Genomic DNA, 26801 nt, shown 5'->3' on the forward strand with positions numbered 1-26801 from the left:
TTTCCGTGACCGGCCGCCTCTGTCGTCGGGCGGGCCGGATCAGCCCGTGTTGCGCAGCCCCGCTGCCACGCCGTTCACGGTGAGGAGCAGCGCACGCCCCAGCACCGGGTCGGCTTCCTCGCCGCGCGCGGCGGCCTCGCGCTGGCGGGCGAGGAGGGAGACCTGGAGGTAGGAGATCGGGTCCAGGTAGGCGTCGCGGATGCGGAAGGTCTGCTTGAGGACCGGGTTGGACTCCAGCAGTTCCGTTTCCTTGGTGACGCGCAGGACTTCCTGGACGGTGAGCTCGTGCTCGGCCTTGATGACGTCGAAGACGTGCTTCAGCTCGTCGGGGACGAGGGTGTCGACGTAGTGCTGGGCGATCCGCAGGTCGGTCTTGGCCAGCGTCATCTCGACGTTGGACAGGAAGTTGCGGAAGAAGTGCCAGTGCTCGTGCATCTCGTCGAGCACGGAGTCCAGGCCAGCCTCGCGCGCTGCCTTCAGGCCGGTGCCGACGCCGAACCAGCCGGGGACGATCTGGCGGGACTGGGTCCAGCCGAAGACCCACGGGATGGCGCGGAGGCCGTCGAGCGAGACGCCCGAGCCGGGGCGGCGGGAGGGCCGGGAGCCGAGGTGGAGTTCGGCGAGCTGATCGACCGGGGTCGACGCGAGGAAGTACGCCGGGAGGTCCGGGTCCTCGACCAGGCGGCGGTAGGCGCCGTGGGCGGCCTCGGAGACGGTCTCCATCGTGGCGTCCCAGCGGGCCAGCGCCTCGTCGGACTGGCGCGGCGCGGTGTGCAGGGCGGAGGCCTGCAGGGTGGCCGCGACGGTCAGTTCCAGGTTTTCGCGGGCCAGGGACGGCACGAGGTACTTGTCGGAGATGACCTCGCCCTGCTCGGTGACCTTGATCTCGCCTTCGAGGGTGCCGTAGGGCTGGGCGAGGATCGCGTCGTGGGAGGGGCCGCCGCCGCGGCCGACGGTGCCGCCGCGGCCGTGGAAGAGGCGCAGCCGTACGCCGTGCCGGTGGGCGACGTCGCGGAGCAGGCGCTGGGCGCGGTGGATCTCCCACTGGGAGGTGGTGATGCCGCCGAACTTGGAGGAGTCGGAGTAGCCGAGCATGACCTCCTGGACATCGTCGCGGAGGGCGACGAGGCGGCGGTAGGAGGGGTCGGACAGCATCTCGTCGAGGAGCTTGTCCGCGATCTTCAGCTCGTCGGTGGTCTCCAGGAGCGGCACGATGCCGACCTTGGCCCAGCCGGCGTGCAGGTCGATCAGGCCGGCTTCGCGGGCGAGGACGGCGGCGGCGAAGACGTCGTCGGAGCCGGCGCACATGGAGATGATGTAGGACTCGATGACCTCGGGGCCGAAGGTCTCCTTGGCCTCGCGGACGGTCTCGAAGACGCCGAGGGTCTTGGCGCCGGCCGCGTCCAGCGGGGCGGGGCTGGGGGCCAGCGGGCGGCGCGAGCGCAGCTCCTTGGCCAGCAGCTTGCGGCGGTAGTCGCGCGGCATGTCCACGTAGCGCCAGGACTCCTCGCCGAGCCGGTCGAAGAGCTGGCCGAGGGCGTGGTGGTGGGCGTCGGCGTGCTCGCGGACGTCCATGGTGGCGAGCTGGAGGCCGAACGCGGCGATCGTCCGGATCGTGCGCTCCAGGCGGCCGTCGGCGACGAGGCCGCCGCGGTGCTCGCGCAGCGAGGTCTGGAGGAGGACGAGGTCGTCGATCAGCTCGCGGGTGCCGAGGTAGTCGCGGCCGGCGACGTGCGGGGTGTCGTTGGCCAGGCGCTCGCGGGTGTTGACGAGCTTCTGCCGGATGCAGGTCGCCTTGAGGCGGTAGGGCTCCTCGCTGTTCAGCCGCTTGTAGCGGGGGCTGATCTCGGGGAGGAGGTCCAGGTCCTGCTGGAGGGAGGCGAGCAGCTCGTCGGTGGCGCCGCAGTTGCGGATGGAGTTCGACAGGGCGCCGCGCAGCTCGTCGATGTGCTCCAGCGCGTCGGTGATGCCGTGCTCGTGCTGGAGGATGAGGACGTCCCAGGTCACCTGGGGGGTGACGTTGGGGTTGCCGTCGCGGTCGCCGCCGATCCAGGTGCCGAAGGTGAGTGGGCGGGTGCCGGCGGGGAGCTGGACGCCGGCCCGCTCCAGTTCGGCGGCGAGGTCTTCGAGGACGTCGCCGACGGCGCCGCGGCCTAGCTCGTCGAGGTAGTAGATGGCGTTGCGGGCCTCGTCGGTGGGTTCCGGGCGGGCCACGCGCAGCTCGTCGGTCTGCCAGATCAGGTCGATGTTCTCGGCGAGGCGGAGGTCGGCGCGGCGGCGGTCGCCGGCGTCGGTGGTCTCCAGCAGCTCGGCGACCTTGCGGAGCTTGGTGAGGACGGAGCGCCGGGCGGCCTCGGTGGGGTGGGCCGTGAAGACGGGCCGCACGGCAAGGTGGGCCGCGGTCTCGCGGAGGTGCTCGGGATCGGCGTCCTTGAGCATGTCGGCGGTGCGGGCGAGGATGCCGCCCTCGGCGGCGCGCTTGGCGCGCAGCTCGCGTCCGCGGTGCACCTGCTCGGTGACGTTCGCGAGGTGGAAATACGTGGAGAAGGCCCGTACGAGCTTGGTGGCGGTGATCAGATCGGTGTCACCGAGGAGCTCGGCGGCGGCCTCGCCGTCGGTCCGCGTCAACGCGCGTACCCGCTCCACCAGATCGAGGAGCTCGGGCCCTTCCTGGCGTACGAGGGTCTCGCCGAGCAGATCGCCGAGGCGGCGGATGTCGGCGCGCAGGGCGCCGTTGCCGGCTTCCGCCGTGTCGGGGGCCCCGGAGTGGGGGGCCTGCTGGGCGGCGTCGGGAGAGATGTCGGCACTGCTCACAGGTGCGGCTCCTTGCAGTGTTGAGCACGTCTGGGCTGGTGAGTGTCGTAGGGACACTCCCTGGTGGCGGGTTGCGGACCGCGCTGTCCGACGCCTCAAGAATAGATCTCCGCTTTTCGGGCGGTCACACCGTCCGCTCTGTGAGAGGGGCTGTCGGGCCGGTCACACCCTTGTACGGTGTGGCGGCACTGCCATACTTACGAGACCGTAGGTTACGGAACCGTAGCCCTGCCTCCGACCCCAGCGAGGGACACACATGACCGCTGGCCCCGAAGTCGTCGAGAAAACCGTCAAGTCCGCCGATACCCCACTGCCCTCCGCGACGCTGGGTAGCGACAGCAAACGCTCCGTCGAACAGATGACGCTGCTGCTGTTCATCACCGTGCCGTTCCTGGCCCTGGTGGCCGCGGTTCCGCTGGCCTGGGGCTGGGGCGTGAGCTGGCTCGATCTGGGGCTGCTGGTGGCGATGTACTTCATCGGCTGCCACGGCATCACGATCGGTTTCCATCGCTACTTCACCCACGGGTCGTTCAAGGCGAAGCGGCCGCTGCGCATCGCACTGGCGATCATGGGCTCGCTCGCGGTGGAGGGCCCGCTGGTGCGGTGGGTCGCGGACCACCGCAGGCACCACAAGTTCTCCGACGCCGAGGGTGACCCGCACTCGCCGTGGCGGTACGGCGAGACCGTGCCGGCCCTGCTGAAGGGCCTGTGGTGGGCGCACATGGCGTGGATGTTCGACGAGGAGCAGACGCCGCAGCACAAGTACGCGCCGGACCTGATCAAGGACCCGGCGATCCGCGCGATCTCCCGCCAGTTCGTCCTGTGGACGTCCGTCTCGCTGCTGATCCCGCCGCTGGTCGGCGGGCTGGTGACGATGTCGTGGTGGGGCGCGTTCACCGCGTTCTTCTGGGGCTCGCTGGTGCGGGTGGCGCTGCTGCACCACGTCACGTGGTCGATCAACTCCATCTGCCACGCGGTGGGCAAGCGGCCCTTCAAGTCGCGGGACCGCTCGGGCAACGTCTGGTGGCTGGCGATCCTGTCCTGCGGCGAGTCCTGGCACAACCTGCACCACGCGGACCCGACCTGTGCGCGGCACGGCGTACTGAAGGGGCAGCTGGACTCCAGCGCGCGGCTGATCAGCTGGTTCGAGAAGCTGGGCTGGGCGTACGACGTGCGCTGGCCGAACGCTTCCCGGCTCGACTCCCGCCGCCAGGAGAAGACCGCGCCGGGGGGCGCAGCCCGGTCGTAGCCGGGGAAGGCATGATTGTCGGGTGGCGATCGATGGCAGCAGCGTGAGTGGCAGCAAGGACAAGGCGTCTTCCGGTGCGGGCGCACGGCGCGCGCGGCGGGTCCGCATGACGGGCAAGGAGCGCCGTGAGCAGCTGCTGGACATCGGGCGCACGGTGTTCGCCGAGCGCGGCTTCGAGGGCACCTCGGTGGAGGAGATCGCGGCGAAGGCCGGGGTGTCCAAGCCGGTGGTCTACGAGCACTTCGGCGGCAAGGAAGGGCTGTACGCGGTCGTCGTGGACCGGGAGATGCGGCGGCTGCTGGACATGGTGACGGGTGCCCTGACCGCGGGGCACCCGCGCGAGCTGCTGGAGCAGGCGGCGTTCGCGCTGCTGGACTACATCGAGTCCTACACCGACGGCTTCCGCATCCTGGTCCGGGACTCCCCCGTGGCCCAGTCGACGGGCACGTTCGCCTCGCTGATCAGTGACATCGCGACGCAGGTAGAGGACATCCTGGGCCTGGAGTTCAAGGCGCGGGGATTCGACCCGAAGCTGGCGCCGCTGTACGCGCAGGCACTGGTCGGAATGGTCGCGCTGACCGGCCAGTGGTGGCTGGACGTCCGCAGGCCGAAGAAGGCGGAAGTGGCGGCGCATCTGGTGAACCTCGCCTGGCACGGCCTGGACGGGCTGGAGCCGAAGCCGCGGCTGATAGGCCACCGCAAGGCGTGACCGAGGGCCACTCCCGCCCCAAAGTTCACCCGAAAGAGTGAGCGGCGCAGAGGGCTTCAGAAGCGCCGCATCAGCACAGGGGTTCGAGGAATTCCAGTCGGTTGCCGACCGGGTCGTGGGAGTAGAAGCGGCGGTGGCCCGGGAGGGCGTCGCCCCAGGTGACGTCCGCGCCGTGCGCGGCGAGCCGGGCGGCGAAGGCGTCGATGCCCGTGACGAGGACGCCGGGGTGGACCTTGGCGGCCGGCCGGAAGCCCTCTTCGATGCCGAGATGCAGACGGACCGTACCGGCCTCGAACCACGCGCCGCCCCGCGCGGCGAGCCCGGGCGGCTTGGATACCCGGGTCATCCCCAGCACGCCCTCGTAGTACGCGGACAACGCGTCCTCCGAGCCGGGCGGCGCCGCGAGCTGGACGTGGTCGAGGCCGGTGATCATCCGCTATATCTCCTTGCGTGCCACGGCGAAGATCCGCCGGAAGGGGAAGACGGTGCCGTGCGGCCCCGCCGGATAAGCCTTGCGCAGCAGGTCGCGGTACTGGTCGAGGAATTCCTCGCGGGCCTCGGGGTCGTGCTCCAGCGCCGTGAGGACGGGACGCAGGGCGGTCCCCTTCACCCAGTCCAGCACCGGGTCCTCGCCCCGCAGGACCTGCACGTAAGTGGTCTCCCAGGTGTCCGCCGCGCAGCCCAGGTCGATCAGCCGCTTCAGGTACTCCTCCGGCTCCAGTACGTGCACGAAGCGTCGCCCCTGATCTCCCAGGCGGGCCCGCCACCGAGGGGTGTCGCACAGCTCCCCGAGGAGGGCGTGGCTGGGCGAGGTGAAGTTGCCGGGGACCTGGAAGGCGAGGGTGCCGCCGGGGGCGAGGGTGTCGATCCAGGGACCGAAGGAGTCGGCGTGGCCGGGGACCCACTGCAGCGCCGCGTTGGAGACGATGAGGTCGAAGGGTTCGTCGGGGATCCAGGTGGCGGCGTCGGCGGGGGCGAAGTCCAGCAGCCCGCCGCCCGCCGTGGGGCCCTCGTAGGACCGGGCCCTGGCCAGCATGTCGGCGGAGCTGTCGAAGCCGGTGATGTGCGCGTCGGGCCAGCGGTCGGCTATCAGGGCCGTGACGTTGCCGGGGCCGCAGCCCAGGTCGGCGATGCGCGGGCGACGCGCGGCGGGCAGCTCGGGGATGCGGGCGAGCAGGTCCAGGAACGGGCGGGTGCGGTGGGTCGCGTGGCGGAGATACTGCTGTGGGTCCCAGGTCGGCGCAACGTGCGTGTCGTGCATGGTCGAACCCCTCTGCTGATCGGGCCAGTGCCGGTGGAGCAGGAACTGCTGCCGACGCTGCCCAATCGTCCAGGAAAATATATCTTGACGTCAAGAGACTTCACGTCGACACAACCACTACACTGATCGACATGGAGGACGAGGTCGACCGACTGGTCGCTGCATGGCGCCGCGAGCGCCCCGACCTCGATGTGGAACCACTCGAGGTGCTCAGCCGCGTCAGCCGGCTCGCCCGGCATCTCGACCGCGCGCGGCGGCTGGCCTTCTCCGAGGTGGGCCTCGAACCCTGGGAGTTCGACGTCCTCACCGCGCTGCGCCGGGCCGGCTCGCCGTACCAGCTCTCCCCCGGCCAGCTCCTCACGCAGACCCTGGTCACTTCCGGCACCATGACCAATCGTATCGACCGGCTCGCCAAGAAGGGTCTCGTCGAACGGCTGCCGGACCCGAGCGACCGGCGCGGCGTCCTCGTCCGGCTCACCGCGGAAGGGCGCGACCGCGCCGATCAGTCGCTGGCCGGGCTGCTCACCCAGGAGCGAGCGATCCTCGCCGAGCTCTCCCGCGCGGAGCGCGGCGAACTGGCGGGCCTGCTGCGGCAGTTGACGGCCCCGTTCGACAACATTCCGGGCTAGCCGACACCCGGCCACCGGGGGTGGGAGCGCAGCGCCGCTGCCGAGTGCGCCACCGCTGTGGCCGGTCGCGCGGTTCCCCGCGCCCCTTACGGGGCGCCCTCTTGCCCGACGCGGCACGCGTCCACTTGGATCGCGGCCATGAGCCACGAGCGCGATGCGCCGCCCGCAGGGCACCGGTTCCACGGCCGTACGTACCTCGTCACCGGCGCCGCCTCCGGGATCGGTGCGGCCACCGCCGACCGGCTGGCCGCCGAGGGCGCCCGCGTCCTCCTCCTCGACATCGACGGCGAGCGCGGCGAGCGCACCGCGCGCCGCATCCGCGCCGCCGGCGGCACCGCCTCCTACGAGCGCTGCGACGTCACCGACGAGGCCGCCTGGCAGCGCGCCGTGGCCGCGGCCCGGGGCCGCTACGGGCCGGTCGACGGCCTGGTCTCCAACGCCTTCACCCACTACGCGGCACCCGCCGACCGCACCCCGCGCGCCGACTGGGACCACCAGCTCGCCGTCAACCTCACCGGCGCCTTCCTCGGCGTCCGGGCCGCCCTGGACGACCTGCGGGAACGGCAGGGCGCCGTGGTGCTGACCTCCTCCGTGCACGCCCTGGTCGGGCTGCCGGGCCGGCCCGCGTACGCCGCCTCCAAGGCGGGCCTGACCGGCCTCGCCCGCCAGCTGGCCGTCGAGTACGGCCCCGACGTACGGGTGAACTCCGTGCTGCCCGGCCCCGTCCTCACCCCGGCCTGGGAAGGCATCGCCGAGGAGGACCGGCGGGCCACCGCGGCCGAGACCGCGGCCGCGCGGCTCGGCCGGCCCGAGGAGATCGCCGCCACGATCGCCTTCCTGCTCTCCCCGGACGCCTCCTTCGTCACCGGCGCGAGCCTCGTCGTCGACGGCGGCTGGAGCGTCCTGAAGAACTCCTCCTGACCAGCCACCGCCGGCCACGGCGAACACGCGGCCGGCAGCACCGCAGCGACCACGCGACCCGACAAGCCCCCAGGGGGGACCGCGCGATGGGAATCCGGTACGGCGGGGACTACAACCCCGAGCAGTGGCCCGAGGACGTACGGGCCGAGGACCTGGTCCTCATGAAACAGGCGCACGTCACGATGGTGACCGCCGGGATCTTCTCCTGGGCTCGGGTCGAACCCCGTCCGGGCACCTACGACTTCGGCTGGTTCGACCGCGTCATGGACGGCCTGGACCAGGCCGGCATCGCGGTCTGCCTGGCCACCATGACCGCCTCCCCACCGCCCTGGCTCGCCCACCGGTACCCCGAGATCCTCCCCGAGGACGCCGACGGCACCCGGCGCTGGCCGGGCGCCCGCCAGCACTACTGCCCCTCCAGCCCGGTCTACCGCGAACACGCCGTCCGCCTCGTCGAACGCCTCGCCCACCGCTACGCCGGGCACCCCGCGCTCGCCCTGTGGCACATCGGCAACGAGTACGGATGCCACACCCGGCAGTGCTACTGCGACGTCTCGGCCCGCGACTTCCGCCGCTGGCTGCGCGAGCGGTACGGCACCGTCGAGGCGCTCAACGACGCCTGGTCCACCGCCTTCTGGTCACAGGGCTACGGCGACTTCGAGGAGGTCCTGCCGCCGCGCGCCGCGCCCACCTCCGCCAACCCGGCGCAGCAGCTGGACTACCTCCGCTTCAGCGACGACGCGCTGCGCGCCTGCTACCTCGCCGAGAAGGAGGTGCTGGACAGGGTCGCCCCGGGCGTGCCGGTCACCACCAACCTGATGCCGGACCACAAACCCGTCGACGCGTTCGCCTGGGCCCGCGACATGGACGTCATGGCGCTGGACTTCTACCAGGACCCCTACGTCCTCGACGACCACATCCGCGCCGGCTACAACTTCGACCTGATGCGCTCCGCCCGTGAAGGCCAACCCTGGCTGCTCCTCGAACAGGCCCCGAGCGCCGTCAACTGGCGCCCCCGCAACGGCCCCAAGCCGCCCGGCGCGATGCGACTGTGGAGCTGGCAGGCCGTCGCGCAGGGCGCCGACGCGGTGCTGTTCTTCCAGTGGCGGCAGTCGCTCGGCGGCGCCGAGAAGTACCACTCCGCGATGGTCCCGCACGGCGGCACCGACACCCGAGTCTTCCGCGAGGTCACCGAGCTGGGGCGGGAGCTGGCCGCCGTACCGGGCATCGAGGGCACCCGCTCCGAGGCGCAGGTGGCGCTGCTCGCCGACTGGGACAGCCGGCGCGCCCTGGAGCTGGACTCCCGGCCCTCCACGGCGCTGGAGGCCCCCGAGCGGGCGCTGGCCCACTACCGCCCGCTGTTCGAGGCGGGCGTCGCCTGCGACATCGTCCCGCCCGGCCGGGACCTGACCGGCTACCGCCTGGTCGTCGTCCCCAACCTCTACCTGCTGCGCGCCGAGGACGCCGAGCGGCTGACCGCGTACGTGCACGGCGGCGGGCACGTACTGGTGTCGTTCTTCTCCGGCATCGTCGACGCGCACGACCGGGTGCACCCCGGCGGGTATCCGGCGCCGCTCCGCGAGCTGCTGGGGCTGTGGGTGGAGGAGTTCCGGCCGCTGGACGAGGGCGCCCGGCTGCTGCTGCGCGGGCGGTACTCGGGCCGCGCCGACCTCTGGGCCGAGGACATCGTCCTCGAAGGCGCCGGCTCCGTCGTCGACTTCGTCGGCGAGGACTCGGCGCTGCGGCCCGCGATCACCCGCCACTCCTACGGCCGGGGCACCGCCTGGTACGTGGCGACCCGCCCCGACCCGGGCCTGATGCGCTCCCTGATGGACGACGTACGGGAGGCGGCGGGCGTCACGCCCGTCCTGCCGGGGCTGCCGACCGGCGTGCAGGCGGCCGTGCGCTCCGGGGACCGCGCGCGGTACCTCTTCCTGCTCAACCACGGGCAGGAGCCGGCCGACGTGCCGCTGCCGGGGCCGATGACCGACGCGCTGGAGCAGGCCGCGCCGCGGGCGGCGACCGTGCATCACCTCACCCTGCCGGCCCGCGGCGTGGCCGTCCTGACGGAGCCCGGCCCGCAGGCCGGCTCCTGAGCGGCGCCCGCGCCCGGGGGCAAGGGCCCGGGCGGCGGGACGATCAGGGTCTGCCGGCGGCCGGGCCACCGCACCGGCCGCCGGCGGCCGTACCGGCCCGGGCGCGGCGGCCGGCGGCCCCCGGGCCCGTCACGGCACCGACACCGACGCCGTCGGCACCGGCTGCGCCGCCGGGGACGACGGGGGCGGCTCCAGCTCGACCGGCCCCACCCCGGCTCGGCGCGCCAGCGCCACCGCCGCGAGCGTGGAGTGCACGCCGAGCTTGCCCAGCACGTTCTGCATGTGCGTACGGACCGTGTGCGGGGAGAGGAACAGCCGCTCCGCGACCGCCTTGCGGCCGAGCCCCGCGACCATGCAGCGCAGCACCTCGCGCTCGCGCGGCGTCAGCGACTCCACCAGCCGCTCGCTCTCGGTGCGGTGCTTGCGCGCCGCCGTCAGCTCCCGCAGCACGCCCGTCAGGAGCGCGGGCGGGAGATGTGTCTCGTCCCGCAGCACGCCGCGGATCACGGCCAGCAGGCGGGAGAGCGAGCAGTCCTTGGCGACCCAGCCGCCGGCCCCCGCCTGGAGCGCGGCCGCGGCCCTGCGCGGGTCGTCCTTCTCCGCGAGCACCACGGCACGGACCATCGGATGGGTGGTACGGACCGAAGTGACCAGCGAGATGCCGTCCACGGGCGCGCCGTCGGACGCGCCGTCCCGCGGCACCTGGGGCCGCATGGGGACCGCCGCGAGCGGTGCGACGGCCGCGCCGAGGTCGGCGTCGACGAGCATGACGTCGAAGCGCCGGCCCTCGGAGGCCGCTCGCTCCAGACTGCGCAGGGCCGCCGGTCCGCTCCCGGCCGCCGCCACGTCCACGTCCTGTTCGGCCGCGAGGGCGGCCGCCAGGGACTCGGCAAAGATGCGGTGGTCGTCGACCACCAAGACCCGGATGCGTTGCACTGAGGACCCCCTGTCTCGGGGAACGGGCAGGAATGGGTACGCGCGCCCGCGGCGGGGACGCCGCACCGGCACGGCCGCCGCCGTGCTGCACCGCTTGTCCCACCCCGGGCGCCGTACCCTCCTCCCCGCGCCGCGTTCGGCGGGGAGGGTCCAGCTCGCCCCCTGATCGGCACCGGCCCCCACCGGTGCTCTGTTCAGCGTACGTACGGGGTCCGGCAACGGAAGCCGATTGGCAAAACTGCCCGACCCATGTGTTCAGGGTGGGGCAGTCGGCTCACCACGGGGCGCCAGTACCCGGTGATCGGCTCATTCCGACCGGTTACCGGCGGATGTCGGCGGGGCTCTCGGCCAGTCCCGGATACCGGCTGACAGGGGATCACGGGTGTGCGGTGGCGGGCGCCCGTACCCCCGCCGCCGCGTCCGTCACGCCAGCCGCCGGGCCCCCGCGCTCGGCACGGCGGGGAAGATCCGCGGCGCCGCGTACCCGGCCGCCGCGAACGCCTCCGTGACGGCCTTGCCGACGTCGTCCGCCGTCACCTCTTCCACCAGCACGATCGCGGACCCGCCGAAGCCGCCGCCGGTCATCCGCGCGCCCAGCGCCCCGGCCCGGTTCGCGGCGTCGACCACGAGGTCCAGCTCGGCGCAGGAGACGGCGAAGTCGTCGCGGAGCGAGGCGTGCCCGGCGGTCAGCAGCGGGCCGATGCCGTGCGGATCGCCCGCGTCGAGGCGCGCCATGACGTCCTCCACCCGCCGGTTCTCGGTCACGATGTGCCGTACCAGGGGCCGCACGGCCGCCTCGTCCGCCAGCGACTCCAGCGTCTGCGCGAGATCTTCGTACGCCACATCACGCAGGGCGCGTACGCCGAGGGTGCGCGCGGCCCGCTCACAGCCGGCGCGGCGTTCGGCGTAGGCCCCGTCCCCCAGTTCGTGCTGGACGCGGGTGTCGACGACCAGCAGACGCAGTCCGGCCGCCGCGAGGTCGAAGGCCACCTGGCGGCGGGTGAGGTCGCGGGTGTCCAGCAGGAGGGCGTGGCCCTCGGTGCAGCACGCCGAGGCGGTCTGGTCCATGATCCCGCAGGGCACGCCGACGAAGGCGTTCTCGGCCCGCTGCGCGAGCCGGGCGAGCTGCTGTCCGTCCAGGTCAAGGCCGTACAGGTCGTTGAGCGCCAGGGCTGTGGCGACCTCCAGGGCCGCGGAGGAGGAGAGCCCTGCGCCGGTGGGCACGACGGAGTCGAAGTGCAGGTCGGCGCCGCCGCCGACGGGCAGCCCGGCCTCCCGCATCGCCCACAGGACACCGGCCGGGTACGCCGCCCAGCCGCCGTCGGAGGCGGGCTTGAGGGCACCCGTGCGCAGCTCCACGATGCCGCCCCGGACGTTGCCCGAGTGCAGGCGCAGCACGCCGTCCGTACGGGGCGCCGCCGCGGCGGTCGTGGTGTGCGGCAGGGCCAGCGGCATCACGAAGCCGTCGTTGTAATCGGTGTGCTCACCGATGAGGTTGACCCGCCCGGGGGCGGCCCACACGCCGTGCGGGTCGGTCCCGTACACCTCACGGAAGGCGGCCTCGGTACGGGCTGCGCCGTGCTCCTGGTCTGTCACCCGGACTCCTTCGTCCTCAACTCATGGCTGCTGGATCTTCTGGGCGAACGCCCAGGCGTCGGCGACGATGCCCGACAGGTCGGCGCGGCGCGGCTGCCACCCCAGCCGGTCGGTCGCCGTCTGCGCGGAGGCGACCAGGACCGCCGGGTCGCCGCCGCGGCGCGGGGCCACGACCTCGGGGACGGGGTGGCCGGTGACCTTGCGGACGGTCTCGATGACCTCACGCACGGAGAAGCCGTTGCCGTTGCCGAGGTTGCAGATCAGGTGCTCGCCCGCCGTCGCCGCGTCCAGCGCGAGGAGGTGCGCGTCGGCGAGGTCGGCGACGTGGATGTAGTCGCGGACGCAGGTGCCGTCCGGCGTCGGGTAGTCGTCGCCGAAGACGGAGATGTGCTCCCGGCGGCCCTGGGCGACCTGGAGGACGAGCGGGATGAGGTGCGACTCGGGGTCGTGCCGCTCGCCGCAGTCGCCGTACGCGCCGGCCACGTTGAAGTACCGCAGCGAGACCGCGGCCAGGCCGTGGGCCGCGCACTCCCCGCTGATCATGTGGTCGACGGCGAGCTTCGAGGCGCCGTACGGGGAGGTGGGGGCCGTGGGGTCGGTCTCCGTGATGGGGGTGTTCACGGGCTCGCCGTAGGTCGCGGCGGTGGAGGAGAAGACCAGGGTGCGCACGCCCGCGACGCGCATCGCGGCGAGCAGGTCCATGGTGCCGCCGACGTTGTTGCGCCAGTACTTCTCCGGGTCCACGACGGACTCGCCGACCTGCGAGAACGCGGCGAAGTGCAGGACGGCGTCGAAGGACCGGTCCAGCCACTTGCCGGCGTCCTGGATCCGGCCCTCGATGAACTCGGCGCCCGCGGGGACGCCCTCGCGGTGGCCGGTGGACAGATCGTCCAGGACCACGACCTCGTGGCCGGCCTCCAGCAGGTGGGCCGCCACGACGCTGCCGACGTATCCCGCTCCGCCGGTCACCAGGTACTTCTTGCTCACGCGCTCGCTACCTCTCGCAGTCGCTGCGCCGCGGCTTCCGGCGGCACATCGTTGATGAACACATTCATGCCGGATTCGGAACCCGCGAGAAACTTCAGCTTGCCGGGAGTGCGTCGGATGGTGAAGAGCTCCAGATGGAGAGCGAAGTCCGCACGGTGCGGGGCGCGCACCGGCGCCTGGTGCCACGCGGCGATGTACGGCGTCGGCGGCTCCCCCGCTCCGAAGATCCGGTCGAACCGTCGCAAGACTTCCAGGTACAGCTGTGGGAACTCTGTGCGCGCGTCCTCGCCGAGGGCGAGCAGGTCGGGGACGCGGCGGCGGGGGTAGAGGTGCACCTCGTACGGCCAGTGCGCCGCGTACGGCACGAAGGCGACCCAGTGCTCGCCCTCCAGGACCACGCGGCTGCCGTCGGCGAGTTCGTCGGCGACGACGTCGTCGAAGAGGTTGCGGCCGCCGGTGCGCTCCCGGTGCGCCTCGGCCGAGGCGAGCATCCGCTCGGTGCGGGGGGTCACGAAGGGGTACGCGTAGATCTGCCCGTGCGGGTGGCCGAGGGTGACGCCGATCTCGGCGCCGCGGTTCTCGAAGCAGAAGACCTGCTCGACGTCCGGCAGCTGGGTGAGCTCGGCGGTCCGGTCCGTCCAGGCCTCCAGGACCAGCGCCGCCTGCTCCTCGGTGAGGTCGGCGAAGGAGGCGTGGTGGTCGGAGGTGAAGCAGACGACCTCGCACCGCCCTGTGCCGCCGGCGAGCGAGGGGAAGCGGTTCTCGAAGACGGCGACGTCGTAGTCGGCGGCGGGGATCTCCGAGAGCCGGCCGGCCTGCGAGGGGCAGAGCGGGCACTCGTCGGCCGGCGGGTGGTAGGTACGGCCCTGGCGGTGCGAGGCGACGGCCACCGAGTCGCCGAGGAGGCGGTCGTGGCGGATCTCGGAGGCGGTGGTGACCCGCGGCAGGGGGCGCTGGTCGACGGCGTCGCGCACGGCGTCGTCCCGGGAGTCGTAGTAGATGAGTTCCCGGCCGTCCGCGAGCCGCGTGGACGTCTTCTTCACTGATGCTCCTCGCCGAGCCGACGACCAAACACAAACAAACATAATGAACCACGAGCCAACAGATCCGTCAACGCATCGACCGTACGCCGCATGCCAGGCACACAGCGTCACTTGATCGGATGACTCGATCACGATCCAACAAACAAAACAAACAAAAGTGTTCAGTTTCCGAGGAGCCGAGCGTAGCTTTCTGAGCGTTCACGGCAAGGGCGCCCCGCACCAACGGCAGTTTCTGGGGGCGCTGCCCCCAGACCCCCGGAGCACCCATGATCACGTTGGCCGAAGGGCTACGCCTCCCGACGAACGGGCTCGACTACACCATCCTGGCGATCTACTTCGCCGTCGTCCTGGGCATCGGCTTCGCCGCCAAACGCAGCGTGAAGACCAGCCTGGACTTCTTCCTGTCCGGCCGGTCACTGCCCGCCTGGGTCACCGGCCTCGCGTTCGTCGCCGCCAACCTCGGCGCCACCGAGATCCTCGGCATGGCCGCCAACGGCGCGCAGTACGGCGCGTACACCGTGCACTGGTACTGGATCGGCGCCATCCCCGCCATGGTCTTCCTCGGCCTGGTGATGATGCCCTTCTACTACGGCTCCAAGGTCCGCTCCGTGCCGGAGTTCCTGCTGCACCGCTTCGGGCCGTCCTCCCACCTGCTGTCCTCGATCATCTTCGCGGTCTCGTCCGTGCTGATCGCGGGCGTGAACCTCTACGCGATGGCGATCGTGCTGGAGGCGCTGCTGGGCTGGCCGGAGTGGGTGGCGATCGTCGTCGCCGGCTTCTTCGTCCTCGCGTACATCACCATCGGCGGCCTGTCCTCCGCGATCTACAACGAGGTCCTGCAGTTCTTCGTCATCCTCGCCGCGCTGATCCCGCTGACCATCGTCGGCCTCAAGCGCGTCGGCGGCTGGGACGGCCTGACCGGCAGCCTCACCGACAGCCACGGCGGTGACTTCCTCACCGCCTGGGGCGGTACCGGCATCGGCGAGTCCAACCCGCTCGGCGCCAACTGGCTGACCATCGTGCTCGGCCTCGGCTTCGTGATGAGCTTCGGCTACTGGACCACCAACTTCGCGGAGGTGCAGCGCGCGCTGTCCGCGAAGAACCTCTCCGCCGCCAAGCGCACCCCGCTGATCGCCGCCTTCCCCAAGATCTTCATCCCGCTGGTCGTGGTCGTGCCCGGCCTGATCGCGCTGGTCATGGAGCCCTCGCTGGGCAAGACCAAGGACGGCCTGCAGTACAACGACGCCATCCCGGTCCTGATGCGCGACCTGCTGCCGAACGGCGTGCTGGGCATCGCGGTGACCGGTCTGCTCGCCGCGTTCATGGCCGGTATGGCCGCCAACGTCTCCTCGTTCAACACGGTCTTCACCAACGACATCTGGGCGGCGTACCTGAAGAAGGGCCGCGAGGACGCGTACTACCTGAAGACCGGCCGGGTGGTCACCGCGGTCGGCGTGCTGATCGGCATGGGCACGGCGTTCATCGCCTCCAGCTTCAGCAACATCATGAACTACCTGCAGACGCTGTTCTCGTTCTTCAACGTCCCGCTGTTCGTGGTGTTCATCATCGGCATGTTCTGGAAGCGCACCAGCGCCGCCGCCGGCTTCTGGGGACTGCTCTCCGGCACCGTGGCCGCGATGGTCAACTACTTCTGGTTCTACAAGCAGGGCATCATCGCGATCCCCTCCGACCAGGGCGCCAACTTCGTCTCCTCGATCGTGGCGTTCGTCGTCGGCGCGGTCGTGATGTTCGTGATCACCCTGGTGACCAAGCCCAAGTCCGCGGAGTCGCTGGCCGGCCTGGTCTACGGCACCCGGTCGCCCGGCATGGAGGAGCTGCCCGCCGAGGGTGACGACGCCTGGTACCGCAAGCCGGCCCTGCTGGGCTGGGGCGCGGTCGTCCTCGCCGCCCTCTGCTACATCCCCTTCTCCTTCTGAGGCCCACAGGAGCACACACCATGAGTGACTACCAGCACGAGGTCGAGGAGCTGGAGCGCAAGTCCGCCACGGCGGCCCGGCTCTTCGACGTACGCCGCATCATCGGCGGACTCTTCGTCCTCTACGGCGTGATCGTCACGATCGCCGGCCTCACCGCGTCCGACGCGGACCTGAAGAAGGCCCAGGACATCAACATCAACCTCTGGACCGGCCTCGGCATGCTGGTCCTCGGCCTGCTCTTCCTGCTGTGGATGAAGCTGCGTCCCGCCGAGGCACCGGCCGTCGAGGAGACCGGCGCCACGGACGGCGCCGCGAGCGGTACGACGGACTGACCCGACGCGCGATCACTGCGGCGGGGCCTGCTGCGGCCCCGCCGCGTTCGCGTTGCTGACCGCGGCCCGGTCCAGCAGCCCCGTACGGGCCGCCAGCGCCGCCGCCTCCAGCCGCGAGCCCACGCCCAGCTTCATCAGCACCCGCTGCACGTGCGTACGGGCGGTGCTCGGCGCGATGCCCATGCCGGCCGCGATGAGCCGGGTGTCCTCGCCCTCCGCGACCCTGACCAGCACCTCCACCTCGCGCGGGGTCAGCATCTGCAGCAGCCGGGCGCCCTCGTCGTCGGGCTGGGCAGCCGGGTGCAGCAGCTCCTCGAAGGCCTGCTGGAGCAGGGCCGGGGCGATCGCCGCCTCCCCCGCCCTGGCCTTCATCATCGCCCGCTCCACGCCCTCGATCCGCTCGTCGTGGCGGACGTATCCGGAGGCGCCGGCGGCGAACGCCGCGGCGATGCCGCGCGGGTTCGGCACCGGGCCGAGCACCACGACGGCCACCTGGGGCCGCTCCTTCTTGATGCGTACCACCGGGTCGAACACCCCGGGCTCGGCGGGCGCTGCCGTCCCCATGAGGCACACTTCCGGCGCTCTGCTCACCACCAGATCCGCCGCCCCGGCACTCGGCGCGGCCGCCGCGAGCACCCTGTGCCCGCGCAACTTCAGTGCCGAGGCGAGTGCCTCGGCGAGCAGGCGGTGGTCGTCGACCACCATGAGCCGCACGCCCATTCAGCAACCCCCCATTCCCCGGCGATCCCAGCCCCCCGGCCCTTCGCCGGGCCCCTTTGCATCCGGAAGCTACACGCTTGTTCGACATCGTGCGCCCCCTACCGGGCAGAAGCCCGTCGGAATGCTGAAATCCCGGCCATTCTGGGCCACTTGCCGTCCAGCGCCGATCATTTCCGTCCGGAGGAGTCCAAGGTCGATACGGCCACCCGCCGGATCGCGCTCCGCCCGGCGCCGGCGCCCCCGCTACCCCCGGTACGACGGCGGCCCCGCCCTACGGTTCGTAGGGCGGGGCCGCCGGGACAGGCCGTGGGCCTGCGGGGTCGCTCAGCTGCCGAAGGCCAGGCCCAGGTACTTGTCGTCGCCCAGGCCGTACTTCGTGCCGGACATGATGTCCTGGTTCAGGAACAGCCGGCCGTGCTCGTACACCGCGCGGGTCATGCCCGGGCGCAGGCTGCGGGCCGCGTCGGCGGTCTCCTTCGGGAGGTTGAGGAAGACCGTCTTCTTGCCCTCGTCCGCCGGGTCGATGCTGACGACCTGGCCGCCCTTGTCGCTGTAACCGTCCTGGTAGGCGATGAGCTTGTCGCCGGCCATCCGGATCGGAACGATCTCCTGGTCGACCTCGGAGGGAACCTTCCAGGTCGCGGAGCCGGTCTTCAGGTCGAAGGCGACGATCTCGTTCTGCTGGGAGAAGGAGCGGCCGCCCACCGCGTCGTGCGACTTGGACGGCAGGTAGAGGTACTTGTCGTCCGCGGTAGCGGTGACGCACCGCTCCACGCCGCCGGTGATGCCGCAGTTGGGCTTGTACTTGTCGTCCTGCAGGGAGATCTGTGCCTGCTGCTTGCCGGAGTCGTCGATGACGACCATGTCCGTGATACCGGACTCGCCCGCGGAGATGCCGACCACGACCGGGCCGTTGGTGGACACCACCTCGGCGCTCTTCACGCCCTTGGGTGCGTCGTACGTCCACTTGGGCTTGCCGGTGGCCGGGTCGATCTGCTGGACCTGGGTGGTCTGGGAGCCGTACTCACCGCAGCGCACGATCGCGACCAGCTTCTTGCCGCCGCCGATACCCCGGTCCAGGCACTGCATCGAGGCGTCGTTGCCGTTGTCCCGCTGGTGCCACAGTTCCTTGCCGGAGATGTCGTACGCGACCTCGCCGTTGCCCGGCCAGGAGGCGACGACCGCGCCCTCGCTGAAGGTGACGCCCATGCCGATGCTGGAGGCCTGCCGGCCGCCCGGCATCGTCTTCTGCCAGTCGAACTTGCCGGTGTCGATGTCCAGCAGCGCCAGCTGGCTGCAGGGCTCCCGCGAGGTCTCGCCCTTGCGCGGACCGGCCTCGAAGACGACAGCGGCCTTGCCCTCCTCGGTGGCGTACGGCGAGGAGCCGCAGATGATGCCGTCCATGGGGAGCTTGTACTTCGGCTTCTTCGCGTCCAGGTCGTAGCCGATGATCTCGGCCTTGCCGACCTTGGCGTAGGTCTTCTCCGTCGCCCAGGCGCCGTTCAGCTGCACCACGGACTTCTCCGGCGGGGGCACCGGGACGTTGAACAGCAGCTTGCCGGTGGATCCCGCGGGCTTGGTCTCCGGGTTCAGCGCGACCTTGCCGCCCTTGAGGGCCGCCGGGCCGTCCCCGCCCTCCGCGCCGCCGTCGGCGCCCTGGCTGGAGCCCTTGGCGTCCGGCCCCGGCTCGTCACCGCCCTTGCTGTTGGCGAACCACACGCCGCCACCCACGATCAGCGCGACCGCGACCACCGCCGCGACGACGATCATGATGCGGGTGCGCTTCGGGTCGCCGCCGCTCCGCGGGGGCACGGGGCCGCCCGGGTAGGTGGGCGCGTAGGCGCTGCCGTACGGACCGGGCTGGCCGGGCTGGCCCGGGGCCGGGTAACCGTACCCGGGCTGCGCGCCGTACGGGCCGGGCGGCGGGCCCTGCGGCGGCTGACCGGGGCCCTGCGGCGCCTGGGGGTAGCCGTACGCGCCCCCGGCCGGCCCCTGCGGGGGCTGCCCCGGAGGCGGCGGAGGAGCCTGCGGCGGCTGAGCGGGGGCCTGCGGCGGTTGCGGCGGAGCCTGGGGCGGCTGGTTCGGCGGCTGCTGGCCGGGCTGCTGGGGGTAGCCGTACGACGGTTCCTGGGGCGCGCCGAAGCCGCCGGACGGCGGCTGACCGGGCGGTGGTGGCGGCTGCGGCGGCTGGGTCATGGGGTCGTTACCTCTTCACACCGGCCCATGGCTCCGAATCGGCCTCCCCCGCAATCCCGAGCGGCAAAGCCCCCAGGATGGAGTGAATCAGACATAAGGCGCGGCAATTAACGGCAGTTGAGCGGGAGTTCTTTGTACCACTCGGCACCGACGCCGCACCGGTGCGGTACGCCGCCATCAAAGGGGCGAGACCGGCCCGGGACACTCCCGCGACGCACCCGTTACGCGCGCCGCCGTCCCGGGCCGCACGGGCCGCTACGCGTCCTCCGCCAGCTCCAGCCAGCGCATCTCCAGCTCGTCCTTCTCGTCCGACAGCTCCCGCAGCTGCGCGTCCAGTTCGGCGACCTTGGCGAAGTCGGTGGCGTTCTCGGCGATCTGCGTGTGCAGCTTCGCCTCCTTCGTACCGATCTTGTCCAGCTGCCGCTCGATCTTCTGGAGCTCCTTCTGCGTCGCGCGGTCCACCGCAGCGGACTTCTGCTTGGGCGCGGCGGCCGCCGGCGCCGGGGCCGCGGCCTGCGCCATCCGCTCCCGGCGCTCGATGTACTCGTCCAGGCCGCGCGGCAGCATCCGCAGTGTCGCGTCGCCCAGCAGCGCGAACACCCGGTCCGTGGTGCGCTCGACGAAGTACCGGTCGTGGCTGATGACGACGAGCGAGCCCGGCCAGCCGTCGAGCAGGTCCTCCAGCTGCGTGAGCGTCTCGATGTCGAGGTCGTTGGTCGGCTCGTCGAGGAAGAGCACGTTCGGCTCGTCCATCAGCAACCGCAGGATCTGGAGCCGGCGCCGCTCACCGCCGGAGAGGTCGCCGACCGGCGTCCACTGCTTCTCCTTCGTGAAGCCGAACTTCTCGCACAGCTGCCCGGCGGTCATCTCCCGGCCCTTGCCGAGGTCCACCCGCTCCCGTACCTGCTGCACGGCCTCCAGGACCCGCAGCGCGGGACTCAGCTCGCCGACCTCCTGCGAGAGGTAGGCCAGCTTCACCGTCTTGCCGACGATGATCTTCCCGCCGGCGGGCTGCGCCTCGCCCTCGGTGCGCGCCGCGTCGGCCAGCGCCCGCAGCAGTGAGGTCTTGCCCGCCCCGTTGACGCCCACCAGGCCGACCCGGTCGCCGGGACCGAGCTGCCAGGTGAGGTGCTTGAGCAGCACCTTGGGCCCGGCCTGTACGGTCACGTCCTCCAGGTCGAAGACCGTCTTGCCCAGCCGGGAGCTGGCGAACTTCATCAGCTCGGCGTTGTCCCGCGGCGGCGGCACGTCCGCGATCAGCTCGTTGGCGGCCTCGATGCGGAAGCGCGGCTTGCTCGTGCGCGCCGGGGCGCCGCGCCGCAGCCAGGCCAGCTCCTTGCGCATGAGGTTCTGCCGCTTGGCCTCCTCGGAGGCGGCGATCCGCTCTCGCTCGGCGCGGGCGAACACGTAGTCGCTGTAGCCGCCCTCGTACTCGTGCACGTCACCGCGCTGCACGTCCCACATGCGCGTACAGACCTGGTCCAGGAACCAGCGGTCGTGGGTGACGACGACGAGCGCGGAGCGCCGGGCCCGGAGGTGCCGCGCGAGCCAGGAGATGCCCTCGACGTCCAGGTGGTTGGTCGGCTCGTCGAGGACGATCAGGTCCTGCTCGGCGATCAGCAGCTTGGCGAGCGCGATGCGGCGCCGCTCGCCGCCGGAGAGCGGGCCGATGACGGTGTCCAGGCCCTGCGGGAAGCCCGGCAGGTCCAGGCCGCCGAAGAGCCCGGTCAGCACGTCGCGGATCTTGGCGTTGCCCGCCCACTCGTGGTCGGCGAGGTCGCCGATCACCTCGTGCCGGACGGTGGCCTCCGGGTCGAGCGAGTCGTGCTGGGTCAGCACGCCCAGGCGCAGCCCGTTCACGTGCGTGACGCGCCCGTTGTCCGGGGACTCCAGCTGGGCGAGGATGCGGATCAGGGTCGTCTTGCCGTCACCGTTGCGGCCGACGACGCCGATCCGGTCTCCCTCGTTGACGCCGAGGGAAACGCCGTCGAGCAGCGAGCGCAGTGCGTACGCCTTGCTGACGGCTTCCAGATTGACGAGGTTCGCGGCCATCTCACTCCTGCGCTTCGCATCGGTCGGCCTTCCAGCCTAGTCCGGCCCGCGGTGCACACCCGCATCACGTCCGTGGCGGCAGCGCACGGCGGCACCCGGCGGTCCGGGTCCGCCCTCGTCGGCTCCCGACCGCCCGCCGCCCGCGACCTGCGCCTTGCTAGCGTCGCGCCATGACAGTCGATCTCGAAGTGGACGTCGAACACGGGCTTGCCTACGGGCCGAGCGGCAAGCTCCTGGACGTGTACCGGCCGGCCGGGGCCGCGGTGCCGCCCCCCGCCGTCCTGCTGTGGCACGGTATCGGCCCGGACGAGCGGGACGTCCTGGCGCCGCTGGCCCGTACGGCCGCGGCCCTGGGCGCGGTCGTGTTCGTCCCGGACTGGCGCCCGGACGCCGAGGACCGGGGCCGTACGCACCTGCTGGAGTCGCTGGCGTACGTGCGCGAGCGGGCGGCCCTGCACGGCGCGGACCCGGAGCGGACCGTGCTGGCCGGTTGGTCGACCGGCGCCACCTCCGCGGTCGGTGCCGCGCTGGACCCGGACGCCGTCGGCGGCTGGCGGCCCTCCGCGGTGGTCGGCGTGGCGGGCCGGTTCGACATACCGGACCGGTTCGGCGGCGCTGCCGCGCTGGAGCGGATCGCCGCGGGCGCGGTCCCGGCCGTCCCCGTCCACCTGGTGCACGGCAGCACGGACCCCGTGGTGCCCGCGCAGCACTCCCGCGACCTGGCGGAGGCGCTGCGCGCGCGGGAGCTGCCGGGCACGCTCGACGAGTGCCCGGCGGACCACGCCGGGGTGATCATGACCGCGTACGACCCGGCCGTGAACCGCTGCGTCGCGGCGACCGACGAGGACGTGCTCCGGGCCGGCCGCCGCGCCGCCGAGATCATCGTCGGCGCCGCGGGCTGAGGACGCGCGGCCGGCCGGCTCCCGGCGCGGCGGTCAGCCGATGACCGTCGCGCCCGGGGCCGGGCTGTCGGCGACGCGCGCCGACCGGCAGGTGCCGGAGGCCAGGAGCGCCTCGGCGACCCGCTCCGCGGTCGCGCGGTCGGCGGTGAGGAAGGCCGTGGTCGGGCCCGAGCCGGAGACCAGGGCCGCCAGGGCGCCCGCCTCGGTGCCGGCTTCCAGCGTCGCGGCGAGCGGGGGAAAGAGCGACAGCGCTGCGGGCTGGAGGTCGTTGGCGAGCGACTTGGCCAGCGCCGCGGTGTCGCCCGTGCGCAGCGCCTCCAGCAGGGCCGGGGACGCCTCGGGCACCGGTACGTCGCTGCCCTCGGTCAGCCGGTCGAACTCGCGGTAGACCGCGGGCGTGGACAGCCCGCCGTCCGCGGCAGCGAACACCCAGTGGAAGGCGCCGCCCACCTCCAGCGGCGCCAGCTTCTCGCCGCGCCCCGTGCCCAGCGCCGCCCCGCCGACCAGGCTGAACGGCACGTCGCTGCCCAGCTCGGCACAGATGTCGAGCAGTTCGGCGCGGCTCGCGCCGGTCCTCCACAGGGCGTCGCAGGCGAGCAGCGCGCCCGCGCCGTCCGCGCTGCCGCCGGCCATGCCGCCCGCGACCGGGATGTCCTTGGCGATGTGCAGGTGGACGCGGGGCTCGATGCCGTGCCGGGCTGCCAGCAGCTCGGCGGCGCGCGCGGCGAGGTTCGTGCGGTCCAGCGGGACCTGGTCCGCGTCCGGCCCCTCGCAGGTGACCGTGAGGGTCTCGGCGGGCGCCGCGGTGACCTCGTCGTACAGGCCGACGGCGAGGAAGACGTTGGCGAGGTCGTGGAAGCCGTCGGCACGCGCCGCGCCGACGGCCAGCTGGACATTCACCTTCGCGGGGACACGGACGGTCACGGCGGCGGAATCGAAGTCGGTGGCGGGACGGGACGCGGTCACTGGGCTGCGGCTTCCTTGTGCTCGGCGATGCGGGCGAACTCTTCGACGGTCAGCGCCTCCCCGCGGGCCTGCGGCGAGACGCCCGCCGCGACCAGCGCGGCCTCGGCGGCGGCGGCCGAGCCCGCCCAGCCGGCGAGCGCGGAGCGCAGCGTCTTGCGGCGCTGGGCGAAGGCGGCGTCCACCGCGGCGAAGACCTGGTCCCGGCTCGCGGTGGTCTCCAGCGGCTTGTCGCGGCGGACGAGGGAGACCAGCCCGGAGTCGACGTTGGGTGCGGGCCAGAAGACGTTGCGGCCGATGGCGCCGGCCCGCTTGACCTCGGCGTACCAGTTCGCCTTGACCGACGGGACGCCGTAGACCTTGTTGCCGGGGCGGGCCGCCAGCCGGTCGGCGACCTCGGACTGGACCATCACGAGGGTGCGCTCGATGGTCGGGAAGGTCGCCATCATGTGCAGGAGGACGGGGACCGCGACGTTGTACGGGAGGTTGGCGACGAGCGCGGTGGGCGGCGGGCCCGGCAGCTCGGTGACCTTCATCGCGTCGGAGTGGACGAGCGCGAAACGGTCGGCGCGCTCCGGCAGCCGCGCCTCGACCGTCGCGGGCAGCGCGGCCGCCAGCACGTCGTCGATCTCCACTGCCGTGACCCGGTCCGCGGCCTCCAGCAGCGCCAGGGTCAGCGAGCCGAGGCCCGGACCGACCTCGACGACCACGTCGTCGGGGCGCACGTCGGCCGTCCGCACGATCCGGCGGACGGTGTTGGCGTCGATGACGAAGTTCTGGCCCTTCTGCTTGGTGGGGCGCACGCCGAGCGTCGCGGCCAGTTCGCGGATGTCGGCGGGGCCCAGGAGCGGGCCGGGCTCATCGGTGCTGCTGTTGGTCACTCGTGAAGCTTACGGCCGCACACCGGCCACGGGCTCGCCCCCCGGCTGACGTACAGCTTCTTGGCCCGGTACGTCTGCTCCTCGGGAGGCGCGTCCTGCGGGGCGCCGCTCCCGCCGAGCGAGTGCCAGGTGGGCCGGTCGAACTGGTACAGCCCGCCGTACGTGCCCGAGGCGTCGACCGCGTCGGCCCTGCCGCCCGTCTCGCACTGGGCGAGCCCCTGCCAGTTCAGGTGGTCGGCCCCGGCCACACCGGCGGGCACGGCCTTGGTGCCCACGTGCACGACCTCGGGGCGGGACGGGCGCAGCACCTCCTGGCGCAGCAGCCGCGGCCGCTGCCGGACCCCGTTGACGGTGCGCAGCTGGTACGTGACCCGGCGCACCCCGGGCCGGCCGGGCTGGACCACCGACTCGGTGCCCTTGAAGAGCGTGGGGTCGTCGACGCGCTGCGTCTGGAAGTCGATCGCCTCGTCCCGGACCTCCCGGGAGCCGGTCACGCGCAGCACCGAGATCGTCTGGCCCTCGCGGGGGAAGCTGTCGAGCGGCACGGAGGCGGTGTCCTCGCCGCGCAGCCGGATACCGGCCTGGTCCAGCGCGGCTCGCACCGTGGCGGCGTTGGTCCGCACCGACCGGGCGCGGCCGTCGGCCATGAAGGTCACCGTGCGCTCGGTGCGGACGGCCAGCTCCATGCCGTGCCGGGCGATGGGCCGCGAGCGCGAGGCGGAGAGGTAGGCCCCCTCGGCGCGCACGCCGAGCTGGCGCAGCGCGCCCTCGACGGTGCGGGCCGTGGTCCACACCCGGCGGCGGTGGCCGTCCAGGGTGAGCACGACGGGCCGGCCGTAGCGCACCGCCACCTCGTCGCCGCTGGTCAGCGGGGCGTCGGCACCGGGCGCGACGATGTCGTGCGGGCCGACCGGCACGCCTTCGGCGGCCAGCAGCTCGCCGACGTCCCCGGCGAAGGTGTGCAGCCGCCGCGGGTCGCCGTCGACGCTGAGCCGGACCGCCTTGTCGTGCGCGACGAAGGCGGTGGTGCCGCCCGCGAGGCACGCCACGACCAGCGCCTGCGGGACCAGCCTGAGCAGCCCGTCGGGGCGGTCGGCGAACCGCTTCCTGCGGGCCGCGCGCCGGGCGGCGGCACGTCCCGCCGTCCGGCTGCCGGCCCGGTCGCCGGTGTCCGTCCCCGGGTCGTACGACGGCGGCTCGGCCGCCACCGGGTCCGGCTGCTCGGGTGCGTACGACTGGATGTGGGTCGTGGGTGCGTACGACTGGATCTGCGTCGTGGGTGCGTACGACCGGGCCGCGTACGACGGCTCCGGGTAGGCCGCGTACGGCTCGTGCACGTCGTACCGCTCATGGACCCCGCACGGCTCGTGGACCTCGTACGGTGCGTGGCTCTCGTACGCGTCGTACGACCGGGCCGCGCGCACCGCCGCGTAGGTGTCGTACACCTGCGCCTCGTCGGGCGGCCCGTACGGCCCGTACCCCTGGGTCTCGTGGTCCCCCGGCAGGTACGCCTGCGGCGGCTCGTACGACGGGGCGTATCCGTATCGCTGCGAATGACTCACGACGCTCCACGTGCCCGGGACCGGTTGACGGGCCGGAATGTAGCGGAGAGGGGGATCACTCCCCAAAGTCGCGCGACTACGGAACGTGGCTCCCGACGCCGCCTCAGTACCCGAAAGCCCGGGCGGTGTTGGCGGCGATGGCTGTGGCCAGCGCGTCCTCGCCCATGCCCGTCACCTCGGCCATGGCCCGGAGCGTGACCGGAATGAGGTACGGCGCGTTAGGCCGACCGCGGTAGGGCGCGGGCGTCAGGAACGGGGCGTCGGTCTCGACGAGCACCAGCTCCGGCGGGGCCACGGCCAGCGCGTCCCGCAGCGGCTGCGCGTTCTTGAAGGTCACGTTGCCGGCGAAGGACATGAAGTAGCCGGCCTCGGCGCACACCTTCGCCATCTCGGCGTCGCCGGAGTAGCAGTGGAAGACGGTCCGCTCGGGCGCGCCCTCCTCCCGCAGCACCCGCAGCACGTCGTCGTGGGCCTCGCGGTCGTGGATGACCAGCGCCTTGCCGTGCCGCTTGGCGATCTCGATGTGCGCACGGAAGGAACGCTCCTGCGCGGCCATGCCCTCCGGGCCGGTGCGGAAGTGGTCCAGGCCGGTCTCGCCGACGCCGAGGACGTGCGGCAGCGCGGCGAGCCGGTCGATCTCCGCGAGCGCTTCATCCAGCGCCGCGTCACCGCCCGGCTCCCGCGCCCCCTGACGCGACCAGCCGTCAGGGTCGCCGAGCACGATCCGCGGCGCCTCGTTCGGATGCAGCGCCACCGCCGCGTGCACCGCATCGTACGCGGCGGCGGTCTCCGCGGCCCAGCGCGAGCCGGCCACGTCGCAGCCCACCTGCACCACCGTCGTCACGCCGACGGCCGCGGCCTTGGTGAGGGCCTCCTCGACCGTGCCGTTCTGCATGTCCAGGTGGGTGTGCGAGTCCGCCACGGAGACCCCGAGCGGTTCGGGCAGCGGCGGCGGTGCGTCCTTGGAGCTCATGCCGCGATCCTACGAGGGGTGCGGAACCCCGCCGCGGCTCAG

The 26801-nt window shown here is 72.5% G+C and carries 22 protein-coding genes; 8 read left to right on the top strand and 14 right to left on the bottom strand.

The window, feature by feature from the left end; genetic code table 11:
• Window positions 1-39: 39 nt before the first annotated feature.
• The gene (gene ppc, locus ACIGQF_RS13300) at window positions 40-2727 is read right to left on the bottom strand and encodes a phosphoenolpyruvate carboxylase (protein ID WP_399710126.1); all 2688 of its coding nucleotides are present in this window, start codon (window positions 2725-2727) and stop codon (window positions 40-42) included.
• 343 nt (window positions 2728-3070) lie between these two features.
• On the opposite strand from ppc, the gene ACIGQF_RS13305 reads away from it, so the two are divergent.
• Window positions 3071-4063, top strand: coding sequence for an acyl-CoA desaturase (locus tag ACIGQF_RS13305; protein WP_399709160.1), 993 nt, complete (start codon window positions 3071-3073; stop codon window positions 4061-4063).
• A gap of 22 nt (window positions 4064-4085) precedes the next feature.
• Complete coding sequence (locus tag ACIGQF_RS13310) at window positions 4086-4772, top strand: TetR family transcriptional regulator (RefSeq protein WP_399709162.1); 687 nt, start codon at window positions 4086-4088, stop codon at window positions 4770-4772.
• A 70-nt stretch (window positions 4773-4842) separates the two neighbouring features.
• Here the strand turns inward: ACIGQF_RS13310 and ACIGQF_RS13315 are convergent, their stop codons facing one another.
• Both ACIGQF_RS13315 and ACIGQF_RS13320 read right to left on the bottom strand, forming a co-directional pair.
• A complete protein-coding gene (locus tag ACIGQF_RS13315; RefSeq protein ID WP_399709165.1) occupies window positions 4843-5205 on the bottom strand; it encodes a VOC family protein in 363 nt (120 codons plus the stop codon).
• A 3-nt stretch (window positions 5206-5208) separates the two neighbouring features.
• Window positions 5209-6033, bottom strand: coding sequence for a trans-aconitate 2-methyltransferase (locus ACIGQF_RS13320; protein ID WP_399709168.1), 825 nt, complete (start codon window positions 6031-6033; stop codon window positions 5209-5211).
• 131 nt (window positions 6034-6164) lie between these two features.
• On the opposite strand from ACIGQF_RS13320, the gene tamR reads away from it, so the two are divergent.
• The 3 genes from tamR (at window position 6165) to ACIGQF_RS13335 (ending at window position 9679) form a co-directional block, all read left to right on the top strand.
• Entirely contained in the window at window positions 6165-6662 is a 498-nt protein-coding gene (gene tamR, locus ACIGQF_RS13325; RefSeq protein WP_351597033.1) for a MarR family transcriptional regulator TamR, read from the top strand.
• A 138-nt stretch (window positions 6663-6800) separates the two neighbouring features.
• Window positions 6801-7583 carry an SDR family NAD(P)-dependent oxidoreductase gene (locus tag ACIGQF_RS13330; RefSeq protein WP_399709172.1) on the top strand — a complete coding sequence of 261 codons (783 nt, stop codon included), beginning with the start codon at window positions 6801-6803 and terminating at the stop codon, window positions 7581-7583.
• 86 nt (window positions 7584-7669) lie between these two features.
• Window positions 7670-9679 carry a beta-galactosidase gene (locus ACIGQF_RS13335; protein ID WP_399709175.1) on the top strand — a complete coding sequence of 670 codons (2010 nt, stop codon included), beginning with the start codon at window positions 7670-7672 and terminating at the stop codon, window positions 9677-9679.
• Between the two features lie 129 nt (window positions 9680-9808).
• Here the strand turns inward: ACIGQF_RS13335 and ACIGQF_RS13340 are convergent, their stop codons facing one another.
• From ACIGQF_RS13340 to galT, 4 genes are all read right to left on the bottom strand, one after another.
• A complete protein-coding gene (locus tag ACIGQF_RS13340) occupies window positions 9809-10615 on the bottom strand; it encodes a response regulator transcription factor (protein ID WP_361558762.1) in 807 nt (268 codons plus the stop codon).
• Window positions 10616-11038: 423 nt separating this feature from the next.
• Entirely contained in the window at window positions 11039-12211 is a 1173-nt protein-coding gene (galK, locus tag ACIGQF_RS13345) for a galactokinase (protein WP_399709180.1), read from the bottom strand.
• A gap of 21 nt (window positions 12212-12232) precedes the next feature.
• Window positions 12233-13198: a UDP-glucose 4-epimerase GalE gene (gene galE, locus ACIGQF_RS13350; RefSeq protein ID WP_399709183.1), complete on the bottom strand. Its 966-nt coding sequence runs from the start codon at window positions 13196-13198 to the stop codon at window positions 12233-12235.
• On the bottom strand, window positions 13195-14241 hold the full coding sequence (gene galT / locus ACIGQF_RS13355; protein WP_399709186.1) for a galactose-1-phosphate uridylyltransferase: 1047 nt from the start codon (window positions 14239-14241) through the stop codon (window positions 13195-13197). The genes galE and galT overlap by 4 nt, the downstream gene beginning before the upstream one ends.
• Window positions 14242-14507: 266 nt before the next feature.
• Between galT and ACIGQF_RS13360 the strand changes: the two genes are divergently transcribed.
• Together ACIGQF_RS13360 and ACIGQF_RS13365 are read left to right on the top strand one after the other, a co-directional pair.
• The gene (locus tag ACIGQF_RS13360) at window positions 14508-16178 is read left to right on the top strand and encodes a sodium:solute symporter family protein (protein WP_399709189.1); all 1671 of its coding nucleotides are present in this window, start codon (window positions 14508-14510) and stop codon (window positions 16176-16178) included.
• A gap of 20 nt (window positions 16179-16198) precedes the next feature.
• A complete protein-coding gene (locus ACIGQF_RS13365) occupies window positions 16199-16510 on the top strand; it encodes a hypothetical protein (RefSeq protein ID WP_399709192.1) in 312 nt (103 codons plus the stop codon).
• A 12-nt stretch (window positions 16511-16522) separates the two neighbouring features.
• Here ACIGQF_RS13365 and ACIGQF_RS13370 read toward each other — a convergent pair whose 3' ends face one another.
• The 3 genes from ACIGQF_RS13370 to ACIGQF_RS13380 all read right to left on the bottom strand — a co-directional run bounded on the left by ACIGQF_RS13370 (window position 16523) and on the right by ACIGQF_RS13380 (window position 21478).
• Window positions 16523-17230, bottom strand: coding sequence for a response regulator transcription factor (locus tag ACIGQF_RS13370; RefSeq protein WP_346098096.1), 708 nt, complete (start codon window positions 17228-17230; stop codon window positions 16523-16525).
• A gap of 324 nt (window positions 17231-17554) precedes the next feature.
• Window positions 17555-19426, bottom strand: coding sequence for a PQQ-binding-like beta-propeller repeat protein (locus ACIGQF_RS13375; RefSeq protein ID WP_399709196.1), 1872 nt, complete (start codon window positions 19424-19426; stop codon window positions 17555-17557).
• A gap of 255 nt (window positions 19427-19681) precedes the next feature.
• Complete coding sequence (locus ACIGQF_RS13380; protein ID WP_399709199.1) at window positions 19682-21478, bottom strand: ABC-F family ATP-binding cassette domain-containing protein; 1797 nt, start codon at window positions 21476-21478, stop codon at window positions 19682-19684.
• 170 nt (window positions 21479-21648) lie between these two features.
• Here ACIGQF_RS13380 and ACIGQF_RS13385 point away from each other — a divergent pair, with 170 nt between their 5' ends.
• On the top strand, window positions 21649-22380 hold the full coding sequence (locus tag ACIGQF_RS13385) for an alpha/beta hydrolase (protein WP_399709202.1): 732 nt from the start codon (window positions 21649-21651) through the stop codon (window positions 22378-22380).
• 33 nt (window positions 22381-22413) lie between these two features.
• Here the strand turns inward: ACIGQF_RS13385 and ACIGQF_RS13390 are convergent, their stop codons facing one another.
• The 4 genes from ACIGQF_RS13390 to ACIGQF_RS13405 form a co-directional block, all read right to left on the bottom strand.
• Window positions 22414-23346 carry a 4-(cytidine 5'-diphospho)-2-C-methyl-D-erythritol kinase gene (locus ACIGQF_RS13390; protein WP_399709203.1) on the bottom strand — a complete coding sequence of 311 codons (933 nt, stop codon included), beginning with the start codon at window positions 23344-23346 and terminating at the stop codon, window positions 22414-22416.
• Window positions 23343-24224, bottom strand: coding sequence for a 16S rRNA (adenine(1518)-N(6)/adenine(1519)-N(6))-dimethyltransferase RsmA (gene rsmA / locus ACIGQF_RS13395; RefSeq protein WP_361558731.1), 882 nt, complete (start codon window positions 24222-24224; stop codon window positions 23343-23345). The genes ACIGQF_RS13390 and rsmA overlap by 4 nt, the downstream gene beginning before the upstream one ends.
• Window positions 24221-25786 (bottom strand): ubiquitin-like domain-containing protein, encoded by a 1566-nt coding sequence (locus tag ACIGQF_RS13400; RefSeq protein WP_399709207.1) that lies wholly within the window; start codon window positions 25784-25786, stop codon window positions 24221-24223. Before ACIGQF_RS13400 ends, rsmA begins: the two co-directional genes overlap by 4 nt.
• Before the next feature lie 103 nt (window positions 25787-25889).
• The gene (locus ACIGQF_RS13405; protein WP_399709210.1) at window positions 25890-26759 is read right to left on the bottom strand and encodes a TatD family hydrolase; all 870 of its coding nucleotides are present in this window, start codon (window positions 26757-26759) and stop codon (window positions 25890-25892) included.
• Window positions 26760-26801 lie beyond the last annotated feature (42 nt).

Source organism: Streptomyces sp. NPDC053560 (assembly GCF_044544605.1).
GTDB lineage: Bacteria > Actinomycetota > Actinomycetes > Streptomycetales > Streptomycetaceae > Streptomyces.